This window comes from Paeniglutamicibacter sp. MACA_103 (genome assembly GCF_045798555.1).
Classification (GTDB): Bacteria; Actinomycetota; Actinomycetes; order Actinomycetales; family Micrococcaceae; genus Paeniglutamicibacter.
On record NZ_JBIXLN010000015.1, the window covers coordinates 38,813 to 65,140 of the forward strand.

The window sequence follows — 26,328 nt, forward strand, 5'->3', positions numbered from 1 at the left end:
CGGGGCATCCGCTTCGGGACACTGCTTTGGCCGCAGGCCATGGTTGGGCCCGAAGTACGGTAGATCCGCCTCGGCTCGGCCCACGTTTCGGTTCCCATGCTCCAGGACTTAATGTGCTCCCCGAGATAACTGGCGGATATGGGCATGCGCAGATCTTTCTGCGAGTGTCGAACATTGGGCTTTGCGGCTCTCAGCCGCGGCGGCGCCTGGCCCGTGCACCGAACGCATCGAGTGCGGCAAGAATCTCCGGCGCCTGCCAGATGCGGTTCCTGCGGCCGGTGTTGGTCTGGGTAAGCACCCCGGCGTCGACCAGCTTGTCGATGGAGTTCTGTGCGGCGACTTCGCTGATCTGCAACTCACTGGCCAGGGTCTTTGCGTTCACCACGGGCTGGCGGAGCAGGAAGCCCTTCACCTGGTGTACGGATGAGTCGCTTCGGGCCACGACCAGGTCATCCCAGCGCGCAGCGGCGGTCTGGATGTCGTCGACGAGTTTGCGGCCGTTCCGGATCGCAGCAAAGGATGCTTCTGCAATGGCCGCAACAATGGCGCCTGGGTTCCCGGCCCGGTACTCGGTCAGCGCGCGGAAATAAGCATCGGTGTCGTGCAGGAGCCCCGCCGAGACGGGCACGGTGACATTGCGGGTCAAGCCGCCGTGTCGGAGCATGCCCTGAAGCAGGGCCCGTCCGGTCCTGCCGTTGCCGTCAGGGAAAGGGTGAATGGTCTCGAACTGCGCGTGTGCGATCGCCGCCTGGATAAGCACCGGCACGTCAGTACGCTCGGCGAATGCGACCACGTCGGCCATCAGGCTTGGAACCCGCGTGTGGTGGGGCGGCACAAACGCTGCAGCGTGCGGCGAGATGCTGCCGCCGCCGATCCATACTTGCTCGCCGCGCCAATGGCCGACATACTCGGGTGCGGTGGCCCGCAGCAGGGCATCGTGCATGGCGATGATCGAGTTCTCATCTAACTGATCCGAGAGCGCGATGGCCGCGGTCATGGCGCGAACGTTCGCGACCACCAGGCGCGCGTTCCCAGACTTCGACTCGCCAATCTCGGCGAGGGCCACCTGTTTGGCGCTGGAGGTGAGGTTCTCCACCTCCGAGCTGGAGGCGGACTCACTGCGTAGCAGGATCGACGCGAAGGGAGCCGCGATCATTCCGGCCTCGGCGTCGAACCGGGCGAGCTCCTGGCTCGCATCATCGGCCAAGGCTATCGCCTCGGCGGGCAATGCAACCAAGGTTGCAGCGATGAACGGCGGGACGGCGGCCTGGTAGTCGCCGCGGGCCTGGAGCCTGGCCCGACGGGAGGCTATGTCGGTGTCGGCGCGCACCCACGGATGTGCTTCGTAAGTCGTTGCCGGCCAGGTGTCGCGGGGCTGCTTATCTGTGGTCACCGCTCGATCATACCAAAGTATACTCACTTATCCTTTGGTATGCGTCGTGCTTGATAACTTTAACTAGGCTGATGAGGAAGGTGGTCGGACGTCTTTGGCCGTAGCTGGACGTTCCGGTTCCGTTGGGACCTGCAAGAAGTTGCGGCAGGGGCATCAGCCACGGGTCTAGCACACGACGACGTTGCCGTTCTCGTCGATATCCGAGTAGGACAATTTACATTGCCGAAATGGCGCGAGGCGACCATCGTGCCGACGTTGCTGCCACTCTTAACCCGGTCGATGTCGACCCGCGCGCCGCAGTAGGCGAACTGCTCGACTGCATAACTGCAACAGAACACTTACCGTCGTCATCGCGGCCCAGAAAGGACGCATACTGGACCTTGAAGGGCAGCTAACAAGCCGCCTCCAAGTCACTCCACGGTCAACGCACATCGGCAGCTCGGAAACCTAGAAGTCACTCCACGGATAGACACCCTCGGGCAACGTGAAGCAGGGAGATCCTGAAGCAATGCGAATTGTGTCAGGATCCCATCCCGCGCTGATGATGTAATTCTCAGCCGTACCGGGTGACCCCAACTGCACCCGGTAGTCTCCAGCACTATCGATATCGGCTTCAATATCGAAACCGCTCCCCTGGTAGTGCGCTTCAATATCCTTCACCAATGGCTCCGGTTCAGTACCCTCAATCAACGTAACTGTGGCTGATCCGAGCCAGTTATGTTGTGTTTCACCGCAGCCGAACACGGTACCGGTTTTCTTGTTATGGATCTTGACGACCTTGGCTTCAGGAATCAACTCCGCGATTTCCAGTTGCATGGCCAACGTCCGGGCCTTGGCTTCCTGCCATGTCAATTCGCTCTCCACAGCGCCTCCATCGTCAACTGTCGTCACGCTGGTCGGGTCCCCAGAATGATTATTTGGCATGCATCCGCTGAGACTTGCCATCAGCACCACCGCGGCGATGGCGGTCAATCGGGTCCGGATCATTTCATTACCTCGTTGAGCACGTGTGTCAGCACCATCCGATTTCCGTTGCTGTTGGTCGCGATGCGACTGTGATTGTTCATCGGACAGCCAATGCGAGCCGTATTTGACAGTGCCGAAGTAGCGCTGGATGACCATCCTGTCGCAATCGCCTGCTGTTGCTGGATTGACTCCTTCGATTGCTCGGTCGACATCAGCCGCAAAATGCAAATCTCCTTCAAAAATCCAGCAACCCTTAACGCCATCGTATCTACATAAGAGCGATGGGCAAAATGATTTACAAACATGAGCTCGTCATAGATCAACAACAGCGTAAGACCTCGCTCGTCTCGACCCCGGAGAAATGCCCGTCATAACGCGTGGCTGGACGGTATCGGTGCAATTCCTACAGAGGAAGTATGTGACGAGCGCAGGTTGGAGAAGAAGAAGTTCATCGGTTGTGCCCAAAGAGCCCGCAGGGAGCGACCCATGGGCAAGGCGAAGATGACGCTGAACACCACGATCAGGAGCTCGCTGTGCTCGCAGGTCGCCATGGCCGTGCTGGCGATGGCAAGCTGCAGCACGGCCGCGTGGCGGGCCGGGGCCCCGCATCCGACTCGCCTTTCGGACGCCGGGCCGGTGAATCATGCAGGAGTCTTGCCACCTTGCAGCTGCACCGGCCACTGCCCTCCTGCACTCATTCAAAGACCACGCGTTCGCGCAGGTTGCCCAGCAGCGCCGGGCCAATGCCGCTCACCGCGTCAAGTTCGCTGAGGTTCTTGAACGGGCCGTTGGCCTGCCGGAATTCCAGGATCCTGCCCGCCAGGGAGGGCCCGATGCCCGGGAGCTCCTCTAGCTGGCCCTGGTCGGCGGTGTTCACGTTGGTTTTTCCCGCTTCTGCCCCGGGACCGCTGGTGCCGTCCGACGTGCCTGGCGCCGGGGCCGCGGGCGTTTCGCCACGGCGCGGGATGCGGATTTGTTCGCCATCACGGATCTGTGCCGCCAGGTTGATGGCCTCGGGGGCGGCATCCTCCGCCAGCCCGCCAGCCAGTTCCACCGCGTCAAGCACCCTGGATCCCAGGGGCAGGGAATACACCCCGGGCTTCTTTACGGCTCCAACCAAGTGGACCACGGCACTGGCACCGTTCCCCGGCGGGCCGGTGGCTCCCGTTTCCGGCGGGTTTTCCTCCGTCTCCGGGCTCCCCCGCGTTTCCGGCGGGACGCCGTCGGCGCCCTGATCCACAGCGGCACCCGCTTGGGCGGTCTCCGCCACTTCCAAGGGGATGGACTCCGCGGCGCTGGGTGCTCGCGGGGGCGGGTTGAACAGCAACGACACCGAGATCCATGTCAGGGCACCGAGAATCAGGACGATCGCAGCCGACCTGCCGATGAGCACGCGCAGGCGCCCCGGGACCGGACCCAGGTTGCTCGCTGCCGCATGATCCACCCACTCGTGAGAGCCCATGCACTCCAGTCCACACGATCCTGCGGTCCCCTCGGGCCTGCCAGTGCCACGCTGTGGAGAACCACGAAGCGGCGCCCCCTCACGACGGGCGCCACCGGGGTTGCTAGTTCGTCCCGGGGACCTCGGGGTTGGCCGGTTCAACCGGTTTCGCAGACCCCTTGGAACCCTGCGACGTAGATGCGGCCGCGCGGCGGCCCTTTGGCTCGGGCTTCACTTTTGGTTCGGGCCTGGCCTTGGGCTCCGGCCGTGGCTTTGGCTCGTGCCGCGCCGGTCCGGGTGGCGGGGGCGCGATGCCGCCGGAAATGGCCACGGCCATCACTCCCGCCCCGGTGTGGGCACCGAGCACGGCCGGGACCGGGACGGCCAGGACCTCGAACCGGGAGGCCCCGGCCAGTTCCTGGACGATTTCCTCGGCGGCGTCCTGGTTTCCGAAATAGTGGACCGCCAGACGCGCCTCCGGCCCGCGCGCCGCGGCCTCGTCGCGGGCGATGGCCACCAGGCGGGCCAACGTGCGCGAATGGGTGCGAACCTTTTCGTGGGCAACGATCTGCCCGTCGCGCACCGAAAGAATCGGCTTGACGTTCAACAGCGTGCCCAGCACCGAGGCCAGGGCCCCGATGCGACCGCCGCGGCGCAACTGCTCGAGCGAGGGCACCGCGAAGTACACGTGGTTTTCGGCCGCGCGGTTGGCCATCGCCTCCAACTCGGCCAACGGAGCGCCGGCAGCGGCCAGCTCCGCGACGTCCATCACCGCGAATCCCTGGGCCAGGGCCACGGTGAGCGAATCGACGACGGTGACCGGCACGGGCGAGGATGCGGCGGCCAGGCGTGCCGCATCCACCGTCCCGGAGAGCACCGAGGAGAGGTGGATGGAAATGATTTCCTTCACCCCCGCGTCGGCGAGCTCCTGGTAGGCGCGCAGCAACTGGCCTGGGGCGGGTCGCGAGGTGCGCACCGCCTTGCCCATGGCCAGGCCCAGGGCCAGCTCGGTGGGCACGTCGTCGGTGCCCTCGGAGAAGATCTGGTCATCGACCATCACCGGCATGGGCACCACGCGCAGGAACCGCGCGTTTTCCCGCGCCCAGGCCTCGGGCAGCGCCGCGGCCGAATCGGTGACCACGCCCACGGGCACGAATCCCCGGGGCGGGGAGGGACGGCGGGCCGGTTCGGCGCCGCGCTTGCCCCACAGCCGGCCCACCCAACCGCCGGTGCGGGTGGGCCGCGGCGGGGTGGGCGGTGGCTGGTGGGCGTCCATGTCTGTAGGCTACCTGCCGCCGCTAGGAGGCGGGAACCACGTTGACCAGTTTCGGTGCACGCACGATGACCTTGTTGATCGCCGCGCCATCGAGGTAGCGCACGACCGACTCGTCGGCCAGGGCCAGGGCCTCGAGCTCCTCGGCGGTGATGTCCACCGAGACCTCCAGGCGCGCTCGGACCTTGCCGCGGATCTGCACGACCGCGGTGACGGTGTCCTGCACCAGCAGGGACTCGTCGACCGCGGGCCAGCCCGCGTTGGCGACCGAGGGCTCGTTGCCCAGCGCCGCCCACATGTCCTCGGCCGTGTACGGGGCGAAGAGCGAGAGGATGACCGCGACGGCCTCGGCGGCCTCGCGGACCGCCGGGTCGGACGCGCCGGCACCGGAGTCGATGGTCTTGCGGGTCGCGTTGACCAGCTCCATCAGCTTGGCGACGACGACGTTGAACTTGCCGCCCTCGAGCATGCCGGCGGCCTCGTGCACGGCCTTGTGGGTGACCTGGCGCAGCGCCTTGTCACCGGTGGCCGGGTCCGTGCCCGGGGCGCTGGCGACGTCCTGCGCCACGCGCCAGGCGCGGGCCAGGAACTTCTGCGAGCCGCCCGGGGACACATCGGCCCAGTCCACGTCGTCTTCCGGCGGGGAGGCGAAGATCATGGTCAGGCGCACGGCGTCGACGCCGAACTTATCCAGCTGCTCGCCCAGGTCCACGCCGTTGCCCAGCGACTTGCTCATGGCCTTGCCGCCGTTGAGCACCTGCCCCTGGTTCAGCAGCGCGCTGAAGGGTTCCTTCACGTCGATCAGGCCCAGGTCGAAGATGACCTTGGTGAAGAAGCGCGAGTAGAGCAGGTGCAGGATGGCGTGCTCGACGCCGCCCACGTACTGTCCCACCGGCATCCAGTCGCGCACCGCCTGCGGGTCGAACGGTCCCTCGGTGTAATCCGGGGAGACGAAGCGCAGGAAGTACCAGGAGGAGTCCACGAAGGTGTCCATGGTGTCGGTGTCGCGCTTGGCGGCGCCGCCGCACGTCGGGCAGGGCACGTTGACCCATTCCTCGGCCGCGGCCAGCGGGCTGGTGCCCTTGGGCGCGAGCTGTTCGCCGCGCAGGTCATCGGGCAGGCGCACCGGCAGCTGGTCGTCGGGGACCGGGACCTCGCCGCACTCGGCGCAGTGGATGATCGGGATCGGGGTGCCCCAGAAGCGCTGGCGGGAAAGCAGCCAGTCCCGCAGCCGGAAGTTCACGAACTTCTCGCCGGTTCCGGCCGCCTCGACGATCTCGATGGCACGGGCGATGCCCTCGGCCTTGGGCAGGCCGTCCAGCTCGCCGGAGTTCACCAGCGTGCCCTCCCCGGCGGTGGCGACGCCGGACACCGCAGGGTCTTCCTCGCCGGTGTCCAGCACCACGCGCACCGGCAAATCGAAGGTGCGGGCGAAGTCCAGGTCGCGCTGGTCGTGCGCGGGCACGGCCATGATCGCGCCGGTGCCGTATTCGGCCAGCACGTAGTCCGCGGCCCAGACCGGCAGCTTCTCGCCGTTGAGCGGGTTGATCGCGTAGCGGCCGGTGAACACGCCGGTCTTCTCGCGCTCGGTGGCCTGGCGCTCGATTTCGGAAAGGCCCTTGACCTTCTCCTGGTAGGCCTCCAGGGCCTCGCGGTGTTCCTCAGTGACCAGTTCATTGGCCAGCTCGGCATCGGCGGCGACCACGAAGAACGTGGCGCCGTGCAGGGTGTCCGGGCGGGTGGTGAAGACCGTGGTCTTGTGGGCTTCCTTGGACTCGGTCGCCTCGATGGTGAAGTCGACGTGGGCGCCCTCGGAGCGGCCGATCCAGTTCTTCTGCATGGCCAGCACGCGCTCGGGCCAGTGGCCCTTGAGGTCCTCCATGTCATCGAGCAGGCGGTCGGCGTAGTCGGTGATCTTGAAGTACCACTGGTTCAGCGACTTCTTGGTCACCGGGGTGCCGCAGCGTTCGCAGGCGCCGTTGACGACCTGCTCGTTGGCCAGCACGGTCTGGTCGGTCGGGCACCAGTTCACCGGGTGGTTCTTGCGGTAGGCCAGGCCCTTTTCGTAGAAACGGGTGAACAGCCACTGGGTCCAGCGGTAGTACTCCGGGTCGGAGGTGTGGATGCGGCGCGACCAGTCGGCGGAGATCGCGTAGCGCTTGAAGCTGGCGGCCTGGGTGTCGATGTTCGCATACGTCCACTCCGAGGGGTGGGCGTTGCGCTTGATGGCGGCGTTCTCGGCCGGCAGCCCGAAGGAGTCCCAGCCGATCGGGTGCATCACGTCGAAGCCCTGCTGGCGCCAGTAGCGGGAGACGACGTCCCCCATGGCGAACGCCTCGGCGTGGCCCATGTGCAGGTCGCCGGAGGGGTAGGGGAACATGTCCAACACGTAGCGGCGTTCGGCGCTGCCGTCGTCCTTGGGCGTGAAGACGCCGAGTTTGTCCCACACCGGGGCCCACTTGGCTTCCATGTCCTGGAAGCTGTAGGCCGCTGCGGTGGACTCGTTGTCCGCGGTATCGGTGCCGGAGGGCTGGGTGCTCACTATCGTGTTTCGCCTTCTTTTGTTCATGCGCCTGTGGGTGGAACGTGGCCGGCTTGCTGGTCAACGGGGGTGCATCGGCGGCGAAGACCCCCTTGACACACAAAAGCCCCTTGGCAATCAAGGGGCGGCCGCATGGGTGTATCCCATGCGGCTAGGTTAGCAAGAGCACTGCGTTCATGCCCACATTCTACCCCACCGGGCAGGACCCCCGCGGGCGCTCCGGACGCGCACCGGCCCGCGGGCGGGTGCCCCTGTGGCCTAGCGCACGTCGTCGTCGACCCAGTCGAAGGTGCGGGTGACGGCCTTCTTCCACAGGCGCAGCTGCCGATCGCGTTCGCCCGCCTCCATCGCCGGCTCCCACCGCTTGTCCTCGGACCAGTTCGAGCCCAGCTCCCCCAGGTCCTTCCAGAACCCCACGGCAAGGCCCGCGGCATAGGCGGCGCCCAGCGCGGTGGTCTCGGTGACCTTCGGGCGGATCACCGGGACCCCCAGCACGTCGGCCTGGAACTGCATCAGCGCGTCGTTGGCCACCATGCCGCCATCGACGCGCAGCTCCTTCAGCGGCACCTTCGCATCGGCATTCACCGCGTCGAGCACCTCGCGGACCTGGAAGGCCGTGGCCTCCAGCGCCGCGCGGGCAATGTGCCGCTTGTCGGCAAAGCGGGTCAATCCGACGATCACCCCGCGCGCGTCGGCCCGCCAGTGCGGGGCGAACAGCCCGGAGAAGGCCGGGACGATGTACACCCCGCCGTTGTCCGGCACGCCGGCGGCCAGCTCCTCCACCTCGGCGGCGGTGGAGATCATGCCGAGGTTGTCGCGCAGCCACTGCACCAGCGAGCCGGCCACCGCGATGGAGCCCTCCAGCGCGTAGACCGGGGCCGCGTCGCCGAGCTTGTAGGCCACGGTGGTGATCAATCCGTTCTCCGACGCCACGATCCGCTCCCCGGTGTTGAAGACCAGGAAGCAGCCGGTGCCATAGGTGTTCTTCGCGCCGCCTTCGCCGAACGCGGCCTGCCCGAACGTGGCGGCCTGCTGGTCCCCCAGGATCCCGGCCACCGGCACCCCGCGCAAAAGCTGGGAGGAGTGGACCTGCCCGTACACCTCCGAGGAGGACCTGATCTGAGGCAGCATGGAACGCGGGATCCCGAAGTCCGCGAGGATTTCTTCGTCCCACCGGAGCGTGGCCAGGGCCATGAACAGGGTGCGCGAGGCGTTGGTGACGTCGGTGACGTGCACCCCGCCCTTCGTCCCGCCGGTCAGGTTCCAGGTGACCCAGGTGTCGGTGGTGCCGAAGAGCAGGTCCCCGGCCTCGGCGCGCTCCCGCACCCCCGGGACGTTTTCCAGGATCCACTTGAGCTTGGTGCCGGAGAAGTAGGGGGCCAGCGGCAGCCCCGTGCGTTCCTTGTAGCGGTCCGTCCCGCCGTCGGCGGCCAGCTCATCGACGATGTCCCGGGTGCGGGTGTCCTGCCAGACGATGGCGTTGGCCACCGGCTCCCCGGTGTGCCTGTCCCACACCACGGTGGTTTCGCGCTGGTTGGTGATGCCGACCGCGGCGATGTCGTGCCGGGTGAGGTTGCCGCCGGCCAGCGCGACCGCGATGACCTCGCGGACGTGGCGCCAGATCTCGCCCGCGTCGTGCTCCACCCACCCGGGGTGCTCGAAGATCTGTCGGTGTTCCAGCTGCCCGGAGGACACCGGGGTGCCGGCATGGTCGAAGACGATGGCCCGGGAACTGGTGGTGCCCTGGTCGATCGCGATGACGTACTTGTTCATGTCGGTGCCTTTCAACGGGGCCCTTCGGTCGGAGGTCAGCGGGGTGCGGGGGCGGCAGGCGCTAGGCGTTGCTCAGGGACAGCTTTGCCCCGTGCTCCTCGGCCAGCACGCGCCGGCACTCCTGGACCTGCGCCGCGGTGTGGGCTCCGTCCCAGCCGAGCACCGGCGCCAGCGCCTCGGCCACCTGGGCCAGCAGCGCCTCGGTGACCAGCCCGCGGAAGGCCAGGGAGGTGCGGCGGATGAACACGTCGGCCAGGGTGCCGACCTGCTCGTGCGCGCCAAGGTAGCGCACCTCGGCCGCGGAGAGTTCGGGGCAGCCCGGCAGCGTCGCATCATGCGGGCCGATGTACTCGAGCACCGCGTCGGCGCGGGTGCCGTAGCGCTGCAGCAGCACTTCGAGCCGGGCCCGCGGGGCCAGGTGCGCGCGCCGGGCGTACCAGGCCTCCAGCGCGGCCGGGGTCCCGGGGTAGTCCCGTCCCCCGCCGATGGGCTTCCGGGTGCCGGGGGCCGGGGAGAGGCCGAGCTCGGTGAGCACCTTGTTGCCCAGGGTCCGGCCCAGGGCGCGGAACGTCGTCCATTTCCCGCCCACCAGGGACAGCATCGGGGTGCCGCCGGGCAGCCGGGTGTGCTCGATGCGGTAGTCGCGCGAGACGAAGCCCGGGGCGGTGTCGTCGTGGCTCGGCAGCGGGCGGACCCCGGAGAACCGGTAGACGATGTGCTGCTCGCGAACCGGGATGGAGGGGAAGACGTGGCCGATGAGCTCGAAGAAGTACGCGACTTCCGCATCGGTGCAGCGGGCTGGTTCGTCCATGTCCGCGTCGATGTCGGTGGTGCCCACCAGCACCCGGTCCCCCAGCGGGTAGATCAGCACGATGCGCCCGTCGGAATGCTCGAAGAAGATCTCCCGCCCGTCGCAGGCGGCCAGCAGCTCGGGGTGCTCCAGCACGATGTGGCTGCCCTTGGTCCCGCCCATGAAGCGGCTGGGTGTGCCGATCGCCGCATTGGTTTGGTCCACCCAGGCGCCGGTCGCGTTGACGATGACCTGCGCGTCGAAGTCGAACTCCTCCCCGGTGAGCTCGTCGCGCAGCCGCGCCCCGCGCTCGCCGTGGCCCACGAGCGCCACGTAGTTGCTGGCCCGCGCGTTCGCGTTGGCCTCCAACCCGTCGCGCAGCACGTCCAGGGTGAGCCGTTCGGGGTTGTGCACCGAGGCGTCGAAGTAGGTGGCGGTGTACTTCACGTCCGCCCGCAGCTTCGGGAGCACCGCGAGGGAGGCCTTGGCCCCGCGGAAGCGGTGCCAAGGGGTGTTGCGGCCGATGGGCCCGGCGAACACGTCGTACATGACCAAGCCGATCTTGATCAGCACCGCCCCGCGCTCGGCCCGCAGGCCGGGCTTGTGGGTCACGAAGCGCAGGGGCGCGGCCAGCAGCCCGGAGAAGGTGGAGAAGATCGGGACGGTGGTGCGCAGCGGCTTGACGTAGTGCGGGGCGATGTCCAGCAACGCGTTGCGTTCCCGCACGGCCTCGTGGACCAGGCGGAACTCCCCGTTCTCCAGGTAGCGGATGCCGCCGTGGATCATGTGCGAGGATGCGCCCGAGGCACCTTGGCAGTAGTCGCCGCGTTCCACCAGCGCCACGTCGACGCCCTGCAGCGCCAGGTGGCGGAAGGTCGCCACCCCGTTGATTCCCCCGCCGACGATGAGCACCTTGGCGCCGGGCCGCTCGCGCAATGCGGCCAGTGCGGATCGGGGGGACGCTGCGGCTTCCACGGTGTGGCCATCCTTCGGTGGTGCGGGGGTAAAGCGTGCTTCACATGGTCTTACCGACAGTACCCGGGTGCCGGCGCCGCCGCCTAGAGGCTCAGGTGAAGCGTAGGCGAATCGTTGCCGAACCGGCGCCGCGGGATAGGCTGGAGGCATGCTCCCGACCCCGCCGCACGCCCAGCGCCGCGCCCTGAAAAGCATCCACCACGTCCACGGCGCGCGGGTGTCCACCTGGACCTACCCGGCCGTGGGCCCCTGCCGCGGCGTCATCCTGGCGGTGCACGGCTTCCGCGGCGACCACCACGGCCTGGCCCGCATCGTCGACCGGCTGCCGGGCTTCACGATCATCGTGCCGGACTTGCCCGGCTTCGGCGACTCGACGCCCTTCGCCGGTGAATCGATCCCGCCTTCCGGCGTGTCGGCACCCGGCGCGCCGGTGGCCGACACTGCCGCGGCCGCACCGCGCCACGACGTGGCAGGCTACGGCGAGGTCATCGGCGCGCTGCGTGGGCAGCTGTCCCTGGGACCCGACACCATCCTTTTGGGTCATTCCTTCGGCACCATCGTCGCCGCGACGTACCTTTCCCGGCACCCCGGCGCCTTTGCGCAGCTGGTGCTCATCAACCCGATCTGCGAGCCGGCGCTCGAGGGCAGCCAGGCCGCGATGTCCCGGGCGGCCGGGGCCTACTACGCCGCCGGGGAACGGCTGCCCGCCCCGCTGGGCGAGGCGCTGCTGCGTTCGCGGTTCATCACCGACGTGATGTCGCTGGCGATGCTCAAGTCCCGGGACCCGAAGATGCGCGCCTACGTCTTTGACCAGCACCGCCGCTATTTCTCCCGCTTCACCTCGCGCTCCACCCTGCGCGAGGCCTACGCCTCCTCGATCACCGCGACGGTGCGCGATGTCGCGGCACGCATCAACGAACCCGTGCTGCTGGTCATCGGCGAGCAGGACGAGCTCGGGTCGGTGAAGGCCCAGCGTTCGCTGGCCCGCACCTTCCCGCGGGCGCGGATGCGGGTCATCGGGGACGTCGGGCACCTGATCCACTACGAAAAGGCCGACGAGGCCGCCTCGCTCATCGAGGAGTTCCTGGCCGCGGAGCACCCCTGGGTGCCGCGGGGCATGCCGCGCACGACGTACGCCAGCAAGGGCCTGCCGGACGCACCATAGCCCCGGCCCGACGGTCAGACGGGCCTAGAGGACGCCGTCCGGGTCGATGCGGATCGAGACGACCGGTTCCTTCGCCGCGCTGAAGGTGGCGCGCAGGGCACGCAGGGCCGCGGTGACAGCAGGGCCCTGGGCGTAGGTGAAGAACAGCAGCCAGCGGTGCTCGCCCTCCCCCAGCAACACCGGCCCGTGCCGGCGCACCTCCTCGCCCACCTCCAGGGCCGCCATGAACTTGTCGGCCGCCGCCGCCGGCCCCTTGACCATGGCGGTGCGCACCGCGGGGGGCAGGCCCAGGGCGCGCCGCTCGTCGAGTTCGGCCTCGGCGTAGGCCGCGGCGTCGAAGCGCACCAGGGCACGCATCGGCTCCCCCGGCTCGCCGGCGACCACCACGGTGCCGCCGCCCGGGCGCCCGGCGGCCGCATCGCGCCCGCGGGCCAGGTGCGCGGCGCCCATCCAGCGGTTGAGCACCTCCTCGCCGGTGCGCAGCCCTTCGCGGGACATCATCCGGTCCCCGTCCAGCAGCAGCACCGCGGCGTACCCGTTCTCCGCCACCGGCTCGGCGCCCGGGGTCGCCACCACCAGCGCCGGGGTGGCCGGCACCGTGTACAGCGGTTTGGCGCCGGTGGCCGCGACCACCTTGATGTTGGGGAAGGCGCGGCCCAGCTCCTCGGCGGTGCGGTCCGCGCCGATGGACGCGGCGCGCAGCCGCATGAATCCGCATTCGACACAGTTCCAGGCGTTGGCCACCAGCCCGCACCAGCCGCAGGCAGGCGCCCCGCGGGCGTCGTCCAGGGCCAGCGGGCCGTTGCAGGCGGAGCAGCGTGCCGGGGTGCGGCAGCGTTCGCAGCGCAGCGCGGGCATGAACCCGGTGCGCGCGACCTGCACCAGCACCGGCCCGTGCGCCAGCGCGGCCTTGGCCTCGCGCCAGGCGGCTGCGGGCAGACGCGCGGCGTGCAGCATCGGGTCGCGGTCGGCCTCGAACTCGTCGGAGGCGGCGATGACCCGGGGCGCATGGGCGCGCAGCAACTGACGGTTCGCGCCCAGTTCCTGCGCCCAGCCGCTGCGGACCAGCCGCTGGGCCTCGGCGCTGCGTCCGGGGGCCGCCAGCAGCAGCCCGGCGTTCTCGATTCCGCAGCGCAGCAGCAGCACCTCGCGGGCGTGGTGGTAGGGGGCGCGCGGTTCGGCGTGCGAATTGTCCGCGTCGTCCCAGATGATCGCCAGGCCCAGGTCCTTCACCGGGGCAAAGGCCGCGTTGCGGGTGCCGACGACCAGCCGGGCCTGCCCGCGCGCGACACGCAGGAAGTTGCGGTAGCGGGGGGTCGCCCCGTCCTCGGCGCTGAGCCGGGCGTAGGCGTTCGCGCCGATGCGCTCGTCCAGGGTGGCGCAGAGCCGGGTGAGGTCACGGGCGTCGGGGAGCACGATGAGCACGCCCCGTCCGGAGGCCAGGACCAGTTCGGCCGCCTCGAGCAGCAGCGCCGGCCAGTCCCCGGGCCGGTTGGGCACCGCGGAGAGCACGGCGCGCGGCGAGTCCCCGGCGCGCAGCGCCCGGGCGTATTCGGCTCCCCCGTGGTACTCCGAGAGCAGGGCCGCGGACGGTTCGGCCGCGGTCTTTTCCACCGCGTCGGCGTCGGTCTCGTCCGGCGCATCCGGCGTGGACTCGCCGGCGGCCGGCTTCTCGGTCTCCACCCGGGCCATGCGCGCCGGGACGGCCGAGCGCAGCACGTCCCACACCCCGCCGGCATAGCGTTCGGCCACGGCCCGGGCCACGGCGAGGACCTCGGCGGAGAGGACGACCTCCGGGGAGACCACGGTGCGCAGCGGCTGCAGCTTGATCCCGGGATCGGAGTGCTCGAGCCGCTCGGTGAGGAATCCGGCAAGTTCCTGCCCGCCGAAGCGGACCTTGACCCTGACGCCCGGCTGCGCGGCCTCGTCGAGTTCGGCGGGCACCAGATAGTCGAAGGGGCGGTCCAGGTGCGGGACGGCGGAGTCGATCACGACCCGGGCGACCGGCAATTCGCTGGCCATGTTCGGGATGCCGGGCAATGGTGCGGACAGGTCGAAGCCCGCCAGCAACGAGGGCTGAGCCGACTTTTCCACGCACCACACCTCCCCTAGAACACCTTGAGAATTACACTACCTCCGCCCGGCCGGCCATCCCCGCCCGTAAACGGGCGGCCTCCGGGAACGCCCGACGCGCGGCGGGCTTAAGCGCGCATCGGGTGCCGCATCGCCTCGCGGCCGCGGCACCCGATGCCCGGAACAGGATCCGGCCCCAAGAGGACCCTAGGCGTTGAAGTACGCCTTCAGCGCGTCGACGCGGTCCAGGTTCTCCCAGGTGAAGTCCGCTTCCTCGCGGCCGAAGTGGCCGTGCGCGGCGGTCTTCTGGTAGATCGGGCGCTTGAGGTCCAGGTCCTCGATGATGCCCAGCGGGCGCAGGTCGAAGATCTCGTTGATCGCGGCGGTGATCTTCGCCGGGTCCACGGTCTCGGTGCCGAAGGTCTCCACGTACAGGCCCACCGGGCGCGCCACGCCGATGGCGTAGGCGACCTGGACCTCGACACGCCGGGCAAGACCGGCGGCGACCACGTTCTTGGCAACCCAGCGCATGGCGTAGGCGGCCGAGCGGTCGACCTTCGAGGGATCCTTGCCGGAGAAGGCGCCGCCACCGTGGCGGGCGTAGCCGCCGTAGGTGTCGACGATGATCTTGCGGCCGGTCAGCCCGGCGTCGCCGACCGGTCCGCCGATGATGAAGGGGCCCGAGGGGTTCAGGATGATGCGGGTCTCGGAGGTGTCCAGCCCCGTGCCCGCGAGCACCGGGTTGACGACCTCGGCCAGCAGGCCGTCCTTGAGGTCCTCCAGCGAGAACTCGGAGGCGTGCTGCGAGGAAACCACGATGGTCTGCACGGAGACCGGGGTGTCCCCGTCGTAGCCGACGGTGACCTGGGTCTTGCCGTCGGGGCGCAACAGGGACAGCGTGCCGTCCTTGCGCACCTGGGTCAGCCGCTCGGAGAGGCGGTGCGCCAGGTGGATCGGGGTGGGCATCAGCGTGGCGGTCTCGTCCGACGCGTAGCCGAACATCAGGCCCTGGTCGCCGGCGCCCTGGGCGTCGCGCGGGTCCACGGCGGTGCCCTCGCGGACCTCCAGCGAGTTGAAGACGCCGTCGGAGATCTCCTGGGACTGCTGCCCGATGGACACCGACACGCCGCAGCGCGCGCCGTCGAAGCCGTTGGCCGAGGAGTCGTAGCCGATGTCCAGGATGGTGCGGCGCACGATCTCCGGGATCTCCACGTACCCGTCGGTGGTCACCTCGCCCGCCACGTGCACCAGCCCGGTGGTGGTCAAGGTCTCCACGGCAACCCGGGAGTTGGGGTCCTGGGCCAACATGGCGTCGAGGATGGCGTCGGAGATCTGGTCACAGATCTTGTCCGGGTGGCCCTCCGTAACCGATTCGGAGGTGAAGAGGCGTAGCTGCGGGGATTCTAAAGTCACTGTGCCACTCTACCGGTAAGTGCCCGCGCCGGTCAGTTCGGCGGAACGGCGAGGTCATGTGGAAGTGGCCACACCGTCATGATGACGATTCGTGGCGCACCGCAGCGCTCCATGACGCCGCCCGGAAGCTGACTTGACTCCATGCCCCGGCGCCGGGGCCCCTCAGCGCTGCCGGGCGGGGGCCAGTTCGCGGGCGACGGCCGCGATGACGGCCTCGGCGACCGCGTCCTTGGACCCGGAGGCGTGCACGGCCTCGGTGCCGTCGGCGAAGAGGATGGTCACCGAGTTCTCGTCGGTCCCGAAGGTCAGGTTCTCCCCCACCTCGTTGACGACCAGCATCTCGCAGCCCTTGCGCGCCAGCTTGGCGGCCCCGTATGCCAGCACGCTGGATTCGGCGTCGCCGGTTTCCGCGGCGAAGCCCACGATCAGCGGCGGCAGGTCCCCGGCCGTGCCCTCCGCGGCGCGGTCGGCGACCAGGGTGGCCAGGATGTCGGGGTTGCGCACCAAGGTGATCACCGGGTCGGCGTGTTCGTCGGACTTCTTGATCTTAGAGTCCACGTATTCGGCCGGGCGGAAGTCGGCGACGGCGGCGCTCATGACCAGCACGTCGGCGCCGCGGGCGGCCTCGGTCACGGCGCCCTGAAGTTGCCGGGCGGTGGAGGCGGTGCTCAGTTCCACGCCGGCGGGTGCCGGCAGGTCCATGTGGGCGGCGACGAAGCGAACGGTGGCGCCGGCGGCGAGGGCGGCCTTGGCCAGGGCGATGCCCTGCCGGCCCGAGGACCGGTTGCCCAGGTAGCGCACCGGGTCCAGCGGCTCGCGGGTGCCTCCGGCGGATATCGCGATGGTCTTCCCGGCCAGCGGCCCGGCTGCGGTTGCTACGGCTTCAGTCGCGAATGGCGCGTCGTCGTCCGACAGGCCGGATGCACCCTCGAGGTAGGGGGCCACTGCGGCGAAGATGTCCTCGGGTTCGGGGAAACGCCCGGCCCCGGAGTCCTTGCCCGTGAGGCGCCCGACGGCGGGCTCGATCACGTGCACGCCGCGGCTGCGCAGCGTCGCGACGTTGGCGACCGTTGCGGGGTGCTCCCACATTTCGGTGTGCATGGCCGGGGCCATGACCACCGGGGCGCCGGTTGCCAGCAGGGTGCCGGTGAGCAGGTCGTTGGCCATCCCGGCCGCGGCCCGCGCCATCACGTCGGCCGTGGCCGGCGCGATGAGCACCAGGTCGGCTTCCTGCCCGAGGCGGACGTGGTTGACGGTGTCCACGGCCTCGAAGACCGAGGTGCGCACGGGCCGGCCGCTCAACGCCTCCCAGGTCGCGATGCCGACGAACTCGAGCGAGGCGGCCGTGGGGATGACGTCGACCTGGTGGCCGGCCTCCTTAAACAGCCGTAGCAGCAAAGCTGCCTTGTAGGCGGCGATCCCTGCGGATACGCCTAGGACAATGCGCTTCACTGCTACCACCGATGCGTTAGTGCGTGGCGCCGGCCCGGGCGGGCCGGTATGGCCAAGCCCCCGGGTGCGCCGGCACCCACGCGGTGTAATCGTTTGCGGCCGAGTGGCTACTCGGCGGCTTCCTCGATCTTCGTGACGTTGAGCATGCCGTCGTTGATTTCGCGCAGCGCGATGGACAGCGGCTTCTCGTTCAGGCGGGTGTCGACCAGCGGGCCGACGTACTCGAAGAGGCCCTCGTGCAGCTGTGCGTAGTACGCGTTGATCTGGCGTGCGCGCTTGGCGGAGTTGATCACCAATGCGTACTTCGAATCGGTGGTGGTCAGCAGCGAGTCGATGGACGGGCTGATGATGCCTTCAAGGTTCGTGTTCACGAAGCCTCCAAATAACTAGTTGGTGGATCAAGACGTATGGGTACTGCATCCGCCGGGGACCCGGCGGGCCTTACACAAAAGTTTTTTAGCGTGCGTGCGGGGTCAACCCCATGAGGGTCACCAGCTCGTTTGCGGCCCGCGAAATGTCGTCGTTGACGATGGTCACGTCAAATTCCGATTCCGCGGCAAGCTCCAGTTTAGCGGTTTCCAGCCGACGCTGCTGCTCCTCGGGGGTTTCGGTGCCGCGGCCCACCAGTCGGCGCACCAGTTCGTCCCAGCTCGGAGGGGCCAGGAACACGAATGTCGCGTCCGGCAGGTTCTCCTTGACCTGGCGCGCACCCTGCAGGTCGATCTCCAGCAGCACCCGCTTCCCCGCGGCCACCGCCTCCTCGACCTTGGTGCGGATGGTGCCGTAGCTGTTCTGCCCGTGCACGACGGCCCACTCGAGCATTTCCCCGTCGTTGACCAGTTCCCCGAACTTTTCCGGCCCCACGAAGAAGTAGTGCACGCCGTCGACCTCGCCCGGGCGCGGGTTGCGCGTCGTGGCGGAGACCGAGAGCCACACCTGGGGGTAGTTGTCGCGAATGTAGGTGGAGATCGTTCCCTTCCCTACGGCCGTGGGACCGGCGAGGACTGTGACCGCGGGGTGGGGGCTAACCGTCATGGTGTGCTTCGTTACTCTTTCGTTTTGGGTGGCGATTGCTGGAAATGATCCACCAATGCGATGCGCTGTTTGCGCCCCAGTCCGCGCAGGCGCCGGCTGGGTGAGATGCCTAGTCTATCGATAAGCGTGTGTGCCCGGATCTCGCCGACGCCCGGGACCGACTCCAGCAGGTCCATGACCCGGAGCCTGCCGATGGCCTCGTCGTGGGGAACCAGGTCCAGGAGTTCGTTGATTCCCAGCTTGCCGGTGCCGAACTGGTTCTTGATTTCGGCCCTGCGCGTGCGGGCAGCCAGCGCCTTTGCCCGCGCGCGAATACGATCCTCGTCCGAGAGTTCTCGCAGTACCATGCCTTTTGCCGCCATTCCATCTATTGGGTCAAGCACCAGGGCAACAAGCCCTGAACTGAAGATAACGAATGATGGGCCCCGATGCAATGGTTAATCGTGCTGTGGCTACCACTAATGCGTGAACGGAGGGCTAATTCCGGTCATTGGGCGAGTTGTGGGGCGGCAGGTGTAAGCAAGATCATCTTCCATCGGCAGTTCCTGCCGGATGCGGGCCCCACATGCATCGATGCGTCGGGGACTCCGTCCGGGGGCGAAAGGGGGCCCGCCGGGGCCGTTTCGGGACCGCTGACGGTTCCCCGGAGGGACGACGAGGCCCCCGGCGCGACCCGTGAGGGTTGCGCCGGGGGCCTGAAGACATCCGGAAATCCGGTGTCCGCCGGGGCCTTGCCTAGAGCAGCGAATCCCGCGTCGCCGCCGCGGCGTCGCGCAGGGCGCCGGCATCGGGGCCCGCCTTGAGCACGTCGCGGCTGGAGGTGCCGAGCACCTGCGGCCAGAACGCCCCGAAGGAGGCCTTCATGTCCGCGCCGGTGGCGCCCTGGGCACCGAGGCCCGGGGCCAGGATCGGGGCGTGGGAGGCGGCCAGGTCGATGCCCAGTTCCTCGAGCGCCGAACCGACGGTGGCGCCGATGACCAGGCCGGTGGACCCGAACGGGGCCGCGCCGGCGTTTTCCGCCGCGACCGCGTCGATGATTCCCTTGGCCACGGAGTCGGCACCGCCGACGTGCTGCACGGACTTGCCCTCCGGGTTGGAGGTCAGTCCCAGCACGAACACGCCGCGGCCGGTGGCCGCCGCGAGGTCAAGCGCCGGGCGCAGCGACCCGTAGCCCAGGTAGGGGCTCAGCGTCACGGCGTCGGCGGCCAGCGGGCTGCCCTCCCCCAGCCAGGCGTCCGCGTAGGCGGCCATGGTGGAGCCGATGTCCCCGCGCTTGGCGTCCGCGATGGACAGCACGCGGCCCTGTGCGCACAGCGCCAGGGTTTCCTCCAGCACCGCCAGTCCACGCGAGCCGTGGCGCTCGTACAGCGCCACCTGCGGCTTGAGCGCCGCGACGTGCCCGGCCAGGGCCTCGACCACGGTCAGCGAGAAGCTGCGCAGCCCGTGCACGTCGTCCTCAAGCCCCCAGGCCTCCAGCAGCCCCGGGTGCGGGTCGATGCCCACGCACAGCGGGCCGTGCTCGGCCATGGCCGCGGCCAGGCGCTCCCCGAAGGGGGCGCGGGCGGCCGCCGCGGCCGCCCGCGCGGCCGCGCTAGGCATTGGCGCCGTCCTTGTTCGCGGCTGCCGTCGCCGAGGCGGCCTCGGCCACGCCGGCTGCCTGCAGGGTCTTGGCGTGCTCCTGCAGCGAGGTGACGGTCCATTCGAAGTGGCGCATCGCGTCGATCGCCTGGATCGCGGCGCCGAACTCGGCCACCGTGGTGATGATCGGGGTGCCCACCGAGACGGCCGCGGCGCGGATCTCGTAGCCGTCACCGCGTGCCTCGCCGCCCGAGGGGGTGTTCAGGATCATGGCGATCTCGCCCTCGGTGATCAGGTCGACGATGTTGGACTCGCCCTCGGCCGAGCCCTCGCGGACCTTGCGGACCACGGTGGAGGGGATGCCGTTGCGGCGCAGCACCTCGGCGGTGCCGCCGGTGGAGATGATCTCGAACCCGATGTCGGCCAGGTGCTTGACCGGGATCACGATCGAGCGCTTGTCGCGGTTGGCCACCGAGACGAAGACCTTGCCCTTGGTCGGCAGCGGGTTGTTGGCCGCGGCCTGGGACTTGGCGAAGGCGGTGTCGAAGTACTTGTCGATGCCCATGACCTCGCCGGTGGAGCGCATTTCCGGGCCGAGCAGCGAGTCGACGACCTTGCCCTCCGGGGTGCGGAAGCGGGCGAAGGGAAGCACTGCTTCCTTCACCGAGACCGGTGCGCCCTCGGGCAGGTTGGCCCCGTCGCCGGACTCCGGCAGCATGTGGTGCACGCTGCGCAGGTGCTTGATGGACACGCCGACCCCGATCATCGCCGCGGCCTTGGCCAGCTGCACGCCGGTGGCCTTGGAGGTGAACGGCACGGTGCGGCTGGCGCGCGGGTTCGCCTCGATCACGTAGAGCACGTCGCTTGCCAGCGCGAACTGGATGTTGATCAGCCCGCGCACGCCCACGCCCTCGGCGATGGCGCGGGTGGCGGCGACCACGCGGTCGCGCACGTCCTGGCCCAGGGTGATGGGGGGCAGCACGCAGGCGGAGTCTCCGGAGTGGATGCCGGCCTCCTCGATGTGCTCCATGATGCCGCCGACGTAGAGGTCGGTGCCGTCGAACAGGGCGTCGACGTCGATCTCGATGGCGTCCTCGAGGAAGCGGTCCACCAGCACCGGGTGGTCGGCGGTGATCTCCGTGGCGTTGGTGATGTAGCGGGCGAGGTTGGCCTCGTCGTACACGATCTCCATGCCGCGGCCGCCCAAGACGTAGGACGGGCGGACCAGGACCGGGTAGCCGATCTCGTCGGCGATGCGCTTGGCCTCCTCGAAGGAGACGGCGGTGCCGTTCTTCGGGGCGATCAGCCCGCCGGCATCCAGCACGCGCTGGAAGGCGCCGCGGTGCTCGGCCAGGTCGATGGCCTCGGGGCTGGTGCCCAGGATCGGGACGCCGGCGTCGGCCAGTTCCTGTGCGAGCTTCAGCGGGGTCTGGCCGCCGAGCTGCACAAACACGCCGAGCACCCCGCCGGTGGATTCCTCCGCGTGGATGACCTCCAGCACGTCCTCGAGCGTCAGCGGCTCGAAGTACAGGCGGGTGGAGACGTCGTAGTCGGTGGAGACGGTTTCCGGGTTGCAGTTGACCATGACGGTCTCGTACCCGGCATTGCGCAGCGCCATGGTGGCGTGCACGCAGGAGTAGTCGAACTCGATGCCCTGGCCGATGCGGTTCGGACCCGAGCCCAGGATGATGACCGAGGGCTTCTCGTGCAGCGCGACCTCGGTCTCCTCGTCGTAGGAGGAGTAGTGGTACGGGGTGAAGGCCTCGAACTCGGCGGCGCAGGTGTCGACGGTCTTGAACACCGGGCGGATGCCCAGCGCGTGGCGGATCCCGCGCACCACGGCCTCGGTCTTGTTGGTCAGCTTCGCGATCTGCGCGTCGGAGAAGCCGTGGCGCTTGGCCTCGCGCAGCACGTCCGCGTTGAGGTCCGGGTTGGAGCGGATCATCGCGGCGGTCTCGTTGATCAGCACCAGCTGGTCCAGGTACCACGGGTCGATGGCGGTCTTCTCGAAGACCTGCTCGATGCTGGCCCCGCCGAGCAGCGCGCGCTGCACGTTGTACAAGCGGTCGGTCGAGCCCTTGACCGAGTCCTCGAGCAGCTGCTCGATCTCGAAGTCCATGGGCTTGTCGAACGCGATCTCGCTGCCCTTTTGCTCCAGGGAGCGCAGGGCCTTCTGCAGGGCCTCGGTGAAGTTGCGGCCGATGGCCATGGCCTCGCCGACGGACTTCATGGTGGTGGTCAGCGTCGCGTCGGCGGCCGGGAACTTCTCGAAGGCGAAGCGCGGGACCTTCACCACGACGTAGTCCAGGGCCGGCTCGAAGGCCGCCGGGGTCTTGAGCGTGATGTCGTTCGGGATCTCGTCCAGCGTGTAGCCCAGCGAGAGCTTGGTGGCGATCTTCGCGATGGCGAAGCCGGTGGCCTTGGAGGCCAGCGCGGAGGAGCGCGAGACACGCGGGTTCATTTCGATGACCACGATGCGGCCGGTGTCCGGCTCGATGGCGAACTGGATGTTGCAGCCGCCGGTGTCCACGCCGACCTCGCGGATGACCGCGATGGAGATGTCGCGCAGGCGCTGGTACTCGCGGTCGGTCAGGGTCATGGCCGGGGCCACGGTGATCGAGTCGCCGGTGTGCACGCCCACGGGGTCGAAGTTCTCGATGGAGCAGATGACCACGACGTTGTCGTTCTTGTCGCGCATCATTTCCAGCTCGTACTCCTTCCAGCCGAGGATCGACTCCTCCAGGAGCACCTCGGTGGTCGGCGAGTACTGCAGGCCGGCGCCGGCGATGCGGCGCAGGTCCTCGGCGTTGTAGGCCATGCCCGAGCCGAGCCCGCCCATGGTGAAGGAGGGGCGCACCACGACGGGGTAGTTCAGTTCCTCGACCGCGGCGAAGGCCTGGTCCATGGTGTGCACGATGACGGACTTGGCGGACTCGGCGCCGCAGCGCTCCACGACGCCCTTGAACTTCTCGCGGTCCTCGCCGAGTTCGATGGCCTCGATGTTCGCGCCGATGAGCTCGACGTTGTACTTTTCCAGCACGCCGGCCTTGTCCAGGGCGATGGCGGTGTTCAGGGCGGTCTGGCCGCCCAGGGTCGGCAGGATCGCGTCGGGGCGTTCCTTGGCGATGATCTTCTCCACGACCTCCGGGGTGATCGGCTCGACGTAGGTGGCGTCGGCGAACTCCGGGTCGGTCATGATGGTGGCGGGGTTGGAGTTCACCAGGATGACCCGCAGGCCCTCCTCCTTGAGCACCCGCAGCGCCTGGGTGCCGGAGTAGTCGAACTCGGCTGCCTGGCCAATGACGATCGGCCCGGAGCCGATGACCAGGACCGACTTGAGGTCTTCGCGCTTAGGCATTTACTTCTCTCCCTGGGTGGATGCGGTGGCGGCGGTGTTCTTGGCCGCGCGCATGTTGGTGATGAACCTGTCGAACAGGTGGCTGGCGTCGTGCGGGCCGGAGGCCGCCTCCGGGTGGTACTGCACGGAGAAGGCGGGGATGTCCAGGCAGGCCAGGCCCTCGACGACGGAGTCGTTGAGCGAGATGTGGGACACCTCGACGCGGCCGAAGCGCTCCAGCGGGGCGTTCGCGGCGCCCTCGCGCGGTGCGTCGACGGCGAAGCCGTGGTTCTGGCTGGTGATCTCCACCTTGCCGGTGGCCTTGTCGAGCACCGGCTGGTTGATGCCGCGGTGGCCGAAGCGCAGCTTGTAGGTGCCGTAGCCCAGGGCGCGGCCCAGGATCTGGTTGCCGAAGCAGATGCCGAAGTACGGGATCTTCGCGTCGAGCACCTGGCGGACGAGCTCCACCTGGGTGGCCGCGGTGGCGGGGTCGCCGGGGCCGTTGGAGAGGAACACGCCGTCGGCGCCGAGGGCGCCGATGTCCTCGAAGGTGGCGTTGTAGGGCAGCACGTGCACGCGCACCCCGCGCTCGGCGAAGCGCTGCGGGGTCATCGCCTTGATGCCCAGGTCGATCGCGGCGATGGAGAATTCCACCTCGCCGTCGAAGCCGTGGTCCTTCGGCTCAACCGTGTAGGCCTCCTTGACGGAGACCAGCTCGGAGAGGTTCTGCCCCTCCATGGACGGCTGCGCGTTGACGGCCTTCACCAGCTCCTCGACGCTGGCCTTGGCGGCGTCCCCGGAGAAGATGCCGGACTTCATGGCGCCGCGGTCGCGCAGGTGGCGGGTCAGCGCGCGGGTGTCGACCTGCTGGATGCCCACGACCTCGTAGGTGCGCAGTTCCTCATCCAGGCTGCGCTGGGCGCGCCAGTTGGAGGGGCGTCGCGCGGCGTCGCGCACCACGTAGCCGGCGGCCCAGATGCGGGTCGACTCGGCGTCGTCGTCGTTGACCCCGGTGTTGCCGATGTGCGGGAAGGTCTGCACGATGATCTGGCGTGCGTAGGAGGGGTCGGTGAGGGTCTCCTGGTAGCCGGACATGCCGGTGGAGAAGACCGCTTCGCCCAAGGCGGTGCCGATCGCGCCGTAGCTACGGCCGCGGAAAACCCGTCCGTCTTCGAGCACCAAGAGGGCTTGCTCGGTTCCCTGTACTGCTGTCACTGGTTTTCCTTTGTTTCGGCGGGTGGTTGCGTGTCGTTTGTTCCGGTGCCTGCCAGCGCGGCGATGCGCGCGGCGAGGTCCGGGAGTTCTTGGTGGTAGCGGGGGCGGAAGCCGGTGTCCACGGCCTTGGTGCCCAGCATCCAGCTGATAACCAGCAGGCCGTCCTTCTCCACGAACTTCCCGGCCATGCCGCTGGTCCGGGAAACGCCGGTGAGGTCCGCGGCGGGGATGAAGAGGTCCGCTGCCCCGTGGCGGGCCAGCAGCACGCCCGCGGCGTGGACGGAAATCTCCGCGTTGGTGCGGATGCCCAGGCGGTGCGCGGCGATCCGGTCAAGCCAGTCCCCGGCGGTGGTCGTGCACACGTACACGCCCTCGGACGGCTCCCCCAGCGCCGCGCCGAGTGCCGGTGCGCCGTCGGCGTCGAGCGGAACCGCAGCCGGGGCGGGCACGTCGGACTGCCGGCGCAGGCGGTTGCGCCAGCCCAGCAGGATCAGCGCCGCCATCAGCACGATGATCGCCAGGGTGATGTAGACGGCGGCCGCGTACTGGCCCATCTAGGCGTCCTCGGTGGTGCGCGGGGTGTTCAGCTCTCCGCCCAGCACCGTGGGGTGGCCGTGGAAGAACACGGCGGTGACCTTGCCCGGAAGTTCCAGCCCCTTGAAGGGCGAGTTGCGCCCCTTGGTGGCCATCGCAAACGGGTCCACGACCCAGCGGGCGTCGGCATCCACCAGGGTGATGTTGGCCGGCTCGCCGACCGCGATGTCGCGGCCCTGGTCATGGACGCGGCCGATGGCGGCAGGGGCGGTGGAGGTGATGCGTGCGAAGTCGGCCCAGGTGATCATCCCGGTCTCGATCATGGTGTGCTGCACCACCGAGAGCGCGGTCTCCAGCCCGGTCATGCCCATGGCGGCGGCGGCCCACTCGCATTCCTTCGCCTCGGAGGGGTGCGGGGCGTGGTCGGTGCCGATGACGTCGATGGTGCCGTCGGCCAGTCCGGCGCGCAGCGCCATGACGTCGGCCTCGGCGCGCAGCGGCGGGTTGACCTTGTAGACCGGGTCGTAGCTCTTGACCAGTTCGTCGGTGAGCAGCAGGTGGTGCGGGGTGACCTCGGCGGTGACGTTCACGCCGCGGGACTTGGCCCAGCGGATGATCTCGACGCTCCCGGCGGTGGAGACGTGGCAGACGTGCAGGCGGGAGCCGACGTGTTCGGCCAAAAGCACGTCGCGGGCGATGATCGATTCCTCGGCGACGGCGGGCCAGCCGGCCAGGCCGAGCACCGCGGAGACCTCGCCCTCGTTCATCTGGGCGCCCTCGGTGAGGCGCGGTTCCTGGGCGTGCTGGGCGACGACGCCGTCGAACGCCTTCACGTATTCCAGGGCGCGGCGCATGATCAGCGGGTCGAAGACGCAGATGCCGTCGTCGGAGAAGACGCGGACCTGTGCGCGCGAGTCGGCCATCGCCCCGATCTCGCTCATCTGTTTCCCGGCGAGCCCGACGGTGACCGCGCCGACGGGGCGCACGTCGACCCAGCCGGAGCGGCGCCCCAGCGACCAGACCTGCTCCACGACCCCGGCGGTGTCCGCCACGGGGTTGGAGTTGGCCATGGCGTGCACGGCGGTGAAGCCGCCCAGCGAGGCGGCGCGCGTGCCGGTCTCCACGGTCTCGGCGTCCTCGCGGCCAGGTTCGCGCAGGTGGGTGTGCACGTCGACCAGGCCCGGCAGGGCGATCTGGCCGGCGGCCTCGATCACCGTGGCGGTGGCCGCGGAGGCGTGGGTGGCGGCGTCGGCGCCGAGGGCGAGGATGACCCCGTCCCGGATGAGGATGTCGCTGGCCTCGTTGCCCAGCGGCCTGGCGCCGCGGATGAGGTAGGTGTTGGTGGTGCTCATGAGGATTCGCTCCCGTTTCTT

At 69.0% G+C, this 26,328-nt stretch carries 19 protein-coding genes; 1 reads left to right on the plus strand and 18 read right to left on the minus strand.

Annotated elements, in window-relative coordinates; genetic code table 11:
- Nucleotides 1-190: 190 nt before the first annotated feature.
- The 7 genes from ACIPVK_RS09165 to ACIPVK_RS09195 all read right to left on the minus strand — a co-directional run bounded on the left by ACIPVK_RS09165 (nt 191) and on the right by ACIPVK_RS09195 (nt 11,153).
- Nucleotides 191-1,393 carry a Fic family protein gene (locus tag ACIPVK_RS09165; protein ID WP_407611666.1) on the minus strand — a complete coding sequence of 401 codons (1,203 nt, stop codon included), beginning with the start codon at nt 1,391-1,393 and terminating at the stop codon, nt 191-193.
- A gap of 447 nt (nt 1,394-1,840) precedes the next feature.
- Complete coding sequence (locus ACIPVK_RS09170) at nt 1,841-2,587, minus strand: hypothetical protein (RefSeq protein ID WP_407611667.1); 747 nt, start codon at nt 2,585-2,587, stop codon at nt 1,841-1,843.
- A gap of 466 nt (nt 2,588-3,053) precedes the next feature.
- Nucleotides 3,054-3,821: a helix-hairpin-helix domain-containing protein gene (locus ACIPVK_RS09175; RefSeq protein WP_407611668.1), complete on the minus strand. Its 768-nt coding sequence runs from the start codon at nt 3,819-3,821 to the stop codon at nt 3,054-3,056.
- 103 nt (nt 3,822-3,924) lie between these two features.
- Nucleotides 3,925-5,076, minus strand: coding sequence for a DegV family protein (locus ACIPVK_RS09180; RefSeq protein WP_407611669.1), 1,152 nt, complete (start codon nt 5,074-5,076; stop codon nt 3,925-3,927).
- Nucleotides 5,077-5,098: 22 nt separating this feature from the next.
- Nucleotides 5,099-7,615: a leucine--tRNA ligase gene (gene leuS / locus ACIPVK_RS09185; RefSeq protein WP_407611670.1), complete on the minus strand. Its 2,517-nt coding sequence runs from the start codon at nt 7,613-7,615 to the stop codon at nt 5,099-5,101.
- Between the two features lie 258 nt (nt 7,616-7,873).
- Entirely contained in the window at nt 7,874-9,388 is a 1,515-nt protein-coding gene (glpK, locus tag ACIPVK_RS09190) for a glycerol kinase GlpK (RefSeq protein WP_407611671.1), read from the minus strand.
- Between the two features lie 61 nt (nt 9,389-9,449).
- Nucleotides 9,450-11,153, minus strand: coding sequence for a glycerol-3-phosphate dehydrogenase/oxidase (locus tag ACIPVK_RS09195; protein WP_407611672.1), 1,704 nt, complete (start codon nt 11,151-11,153; stop codon nt 9,450-9,452).
- 148 nt (nt 11,154-11,301) lie between these two features.
- Between ACIPVK_RS09195 and ACIPVK_RS09200 the strand changes: the two genes are divergently transcribed.
- Nucleotides 11,302-12,318, plus strand: coding sequence for an alpha/beta fold hydrolase (locus tag ACIPVK_RS09200; protein ID WP_407611673.1), 1,017 nt, complete (start codon nt 11,302-11,304; stop codon nt 12,316-12,318).
- Between the two features lie 24 nt (nt 12,319-12,342).
- Here the strand turns inward: ACIPVK_RS09200 and ACIPVK_RS09205 are convergent, their stop codons facing one another.
- From ACIPVK_RS09205 to ACIPVK_RS09255, 11 genes are all read right to left on the minus strand, one after another.
- Nucleotides 12,343-14,412 (minus strand): primosomal protein PriA, encoded by a 2,070-nt coding sequence (locus ACIPVK_RS09205; RefSeq protein WP_407611674.1) that lies wholly within the window; start codon nt 14,410-14,412, stop codon nt 12,343-12,345.
- Between the two features lie 186 nt (nt 14,413-14,598).
- Nucleotides 14,599-15,804 (minus strand): methionine adenosyltransferase, encoded by a 1,206-nt coding sequence (metK, locus tag ACIPVK_RS09210; RefSeq protein ID WP_407611675.1) that lies wholly within the window; start codon nt 15,802-15,804, stop codon nt 14,599-14,601.
- A gap of 162 nt (nt 15,805-15,966) precedes the next feature.
- Nucleotides 15,967-17,256 carry a bifunctional phosphopantothenoylcysteine decarboxylase/phosphopantothenate--cysteine ligase CoaBC gene (gene coaBC, locus ACIPVK_RS09215; RefSeq protein WP_407611676.1) on the minus strand — a complete coding sequence of 430 codons (1,290 nt, stop codon included), beginning with the start codon at nt 17,254-17,256 and terminating at the stop codon, nt 15,967-15,969.
- 107 nt (nt 17,257-17,363) lie between these two features.
- Nucleotides 17,364-17,627, minus strand: coding sequence for a DNA-directed RNA polymerase subunit omega (gene rpoZ / locus ACIPVK_RS09220; protein ID WP_407611677.1), 264 nt, complete (start codon nt 17,625-17,627; stop codon nt 17,364-17,366).
- 85 nt (nt 17,628-17,712) lie between these two features.
- Nucleotides 17,713-18,291 carry a guanylate kinase gene (gmk, locus tag ACIPVK_RS09225; protein WP_407611678.1) on the minus strand — a complete coding sequence of 193 codons (579 nt, stop codon included), beginning with the start codon at nt 18,289-18,291 and terminating at the stop codon, nt 17,713-17,715.
- Nucleotides 18,292-18,302: 11 nt separating this feature from the next.
- A complete protein-coding gene (gene mihF, locus ACIPVK_RS09230) occupies nt 18,303-18,638 on the minus strand; it encodes an integration host factor, actinobacterial type (protein WP_407611679.1) in 336 nt (111 codons plus the stop codon).
- A gap of 388 nt (nt 18,639-19,026) precedes the next feature.
- Nucleotides 19,027-19,890: an orotidine-5'-phosphate decarboxylase gene (gene pyrF, locus ACIPVK_RS09235; RefSeq protein ID WP_407611680.1), complete on the minus strand. Its 864-nt coding sequence runs from the start codon at nt 19,888-19,890 to the stop codon at nt 19,027-19,029.
- A complete protein-coding gene (gene carB / locus ACIPVK_RS09240) occupies nt 19,883-23,227 on the minus strand; it encodes a carbamoyl-phosphate synthase large subunit (protein WP_407611681.1) in 3,345 nt (1,114 codons plus the stop codon). Before carB ends, pyrF begins: the two co-directional genes overlap by 8 nt.
- Nucleotides 23,228-24,421, minus strand: coding sequence for a glutamine-hydrolyzing carbamoyl-phosphate synthase small subunit (gene carA / locus ACIPVK_RS09245; protein WP_407611682.1), 1,194 nt, complete (start codon nt 24,419-24,421; stop codon nt 23,228-23,230). It abuts the gene before it with no gap.
- On the minus strand, nt 24,418-24,975 hold the full coding sequence (locus tag ACIPVK_RS09250; protein ID WP_407611683.1) for a hypothetical protein: 558 nt from the start codon (nt 24,973-24,975) through the stop codon (nt 24,418-24,420). Before ACIPVK_RS09250 ends, carA begins: the two co-directional genes overlap by 4 nt.
- On the minus strand, nt 24,976-26,307 hold the full coding sequence (locus ACIPVK_RS09255) for a dihydroorotase (RefSeq protein ID WP_407611684.1): 1,332 nt from the start codon (nt 26,305-26,307) through the stop codon (nt 24,976-24,978).
- Nucleotides 26,308-26,328 lie beyond the last annotated feature (21 nt).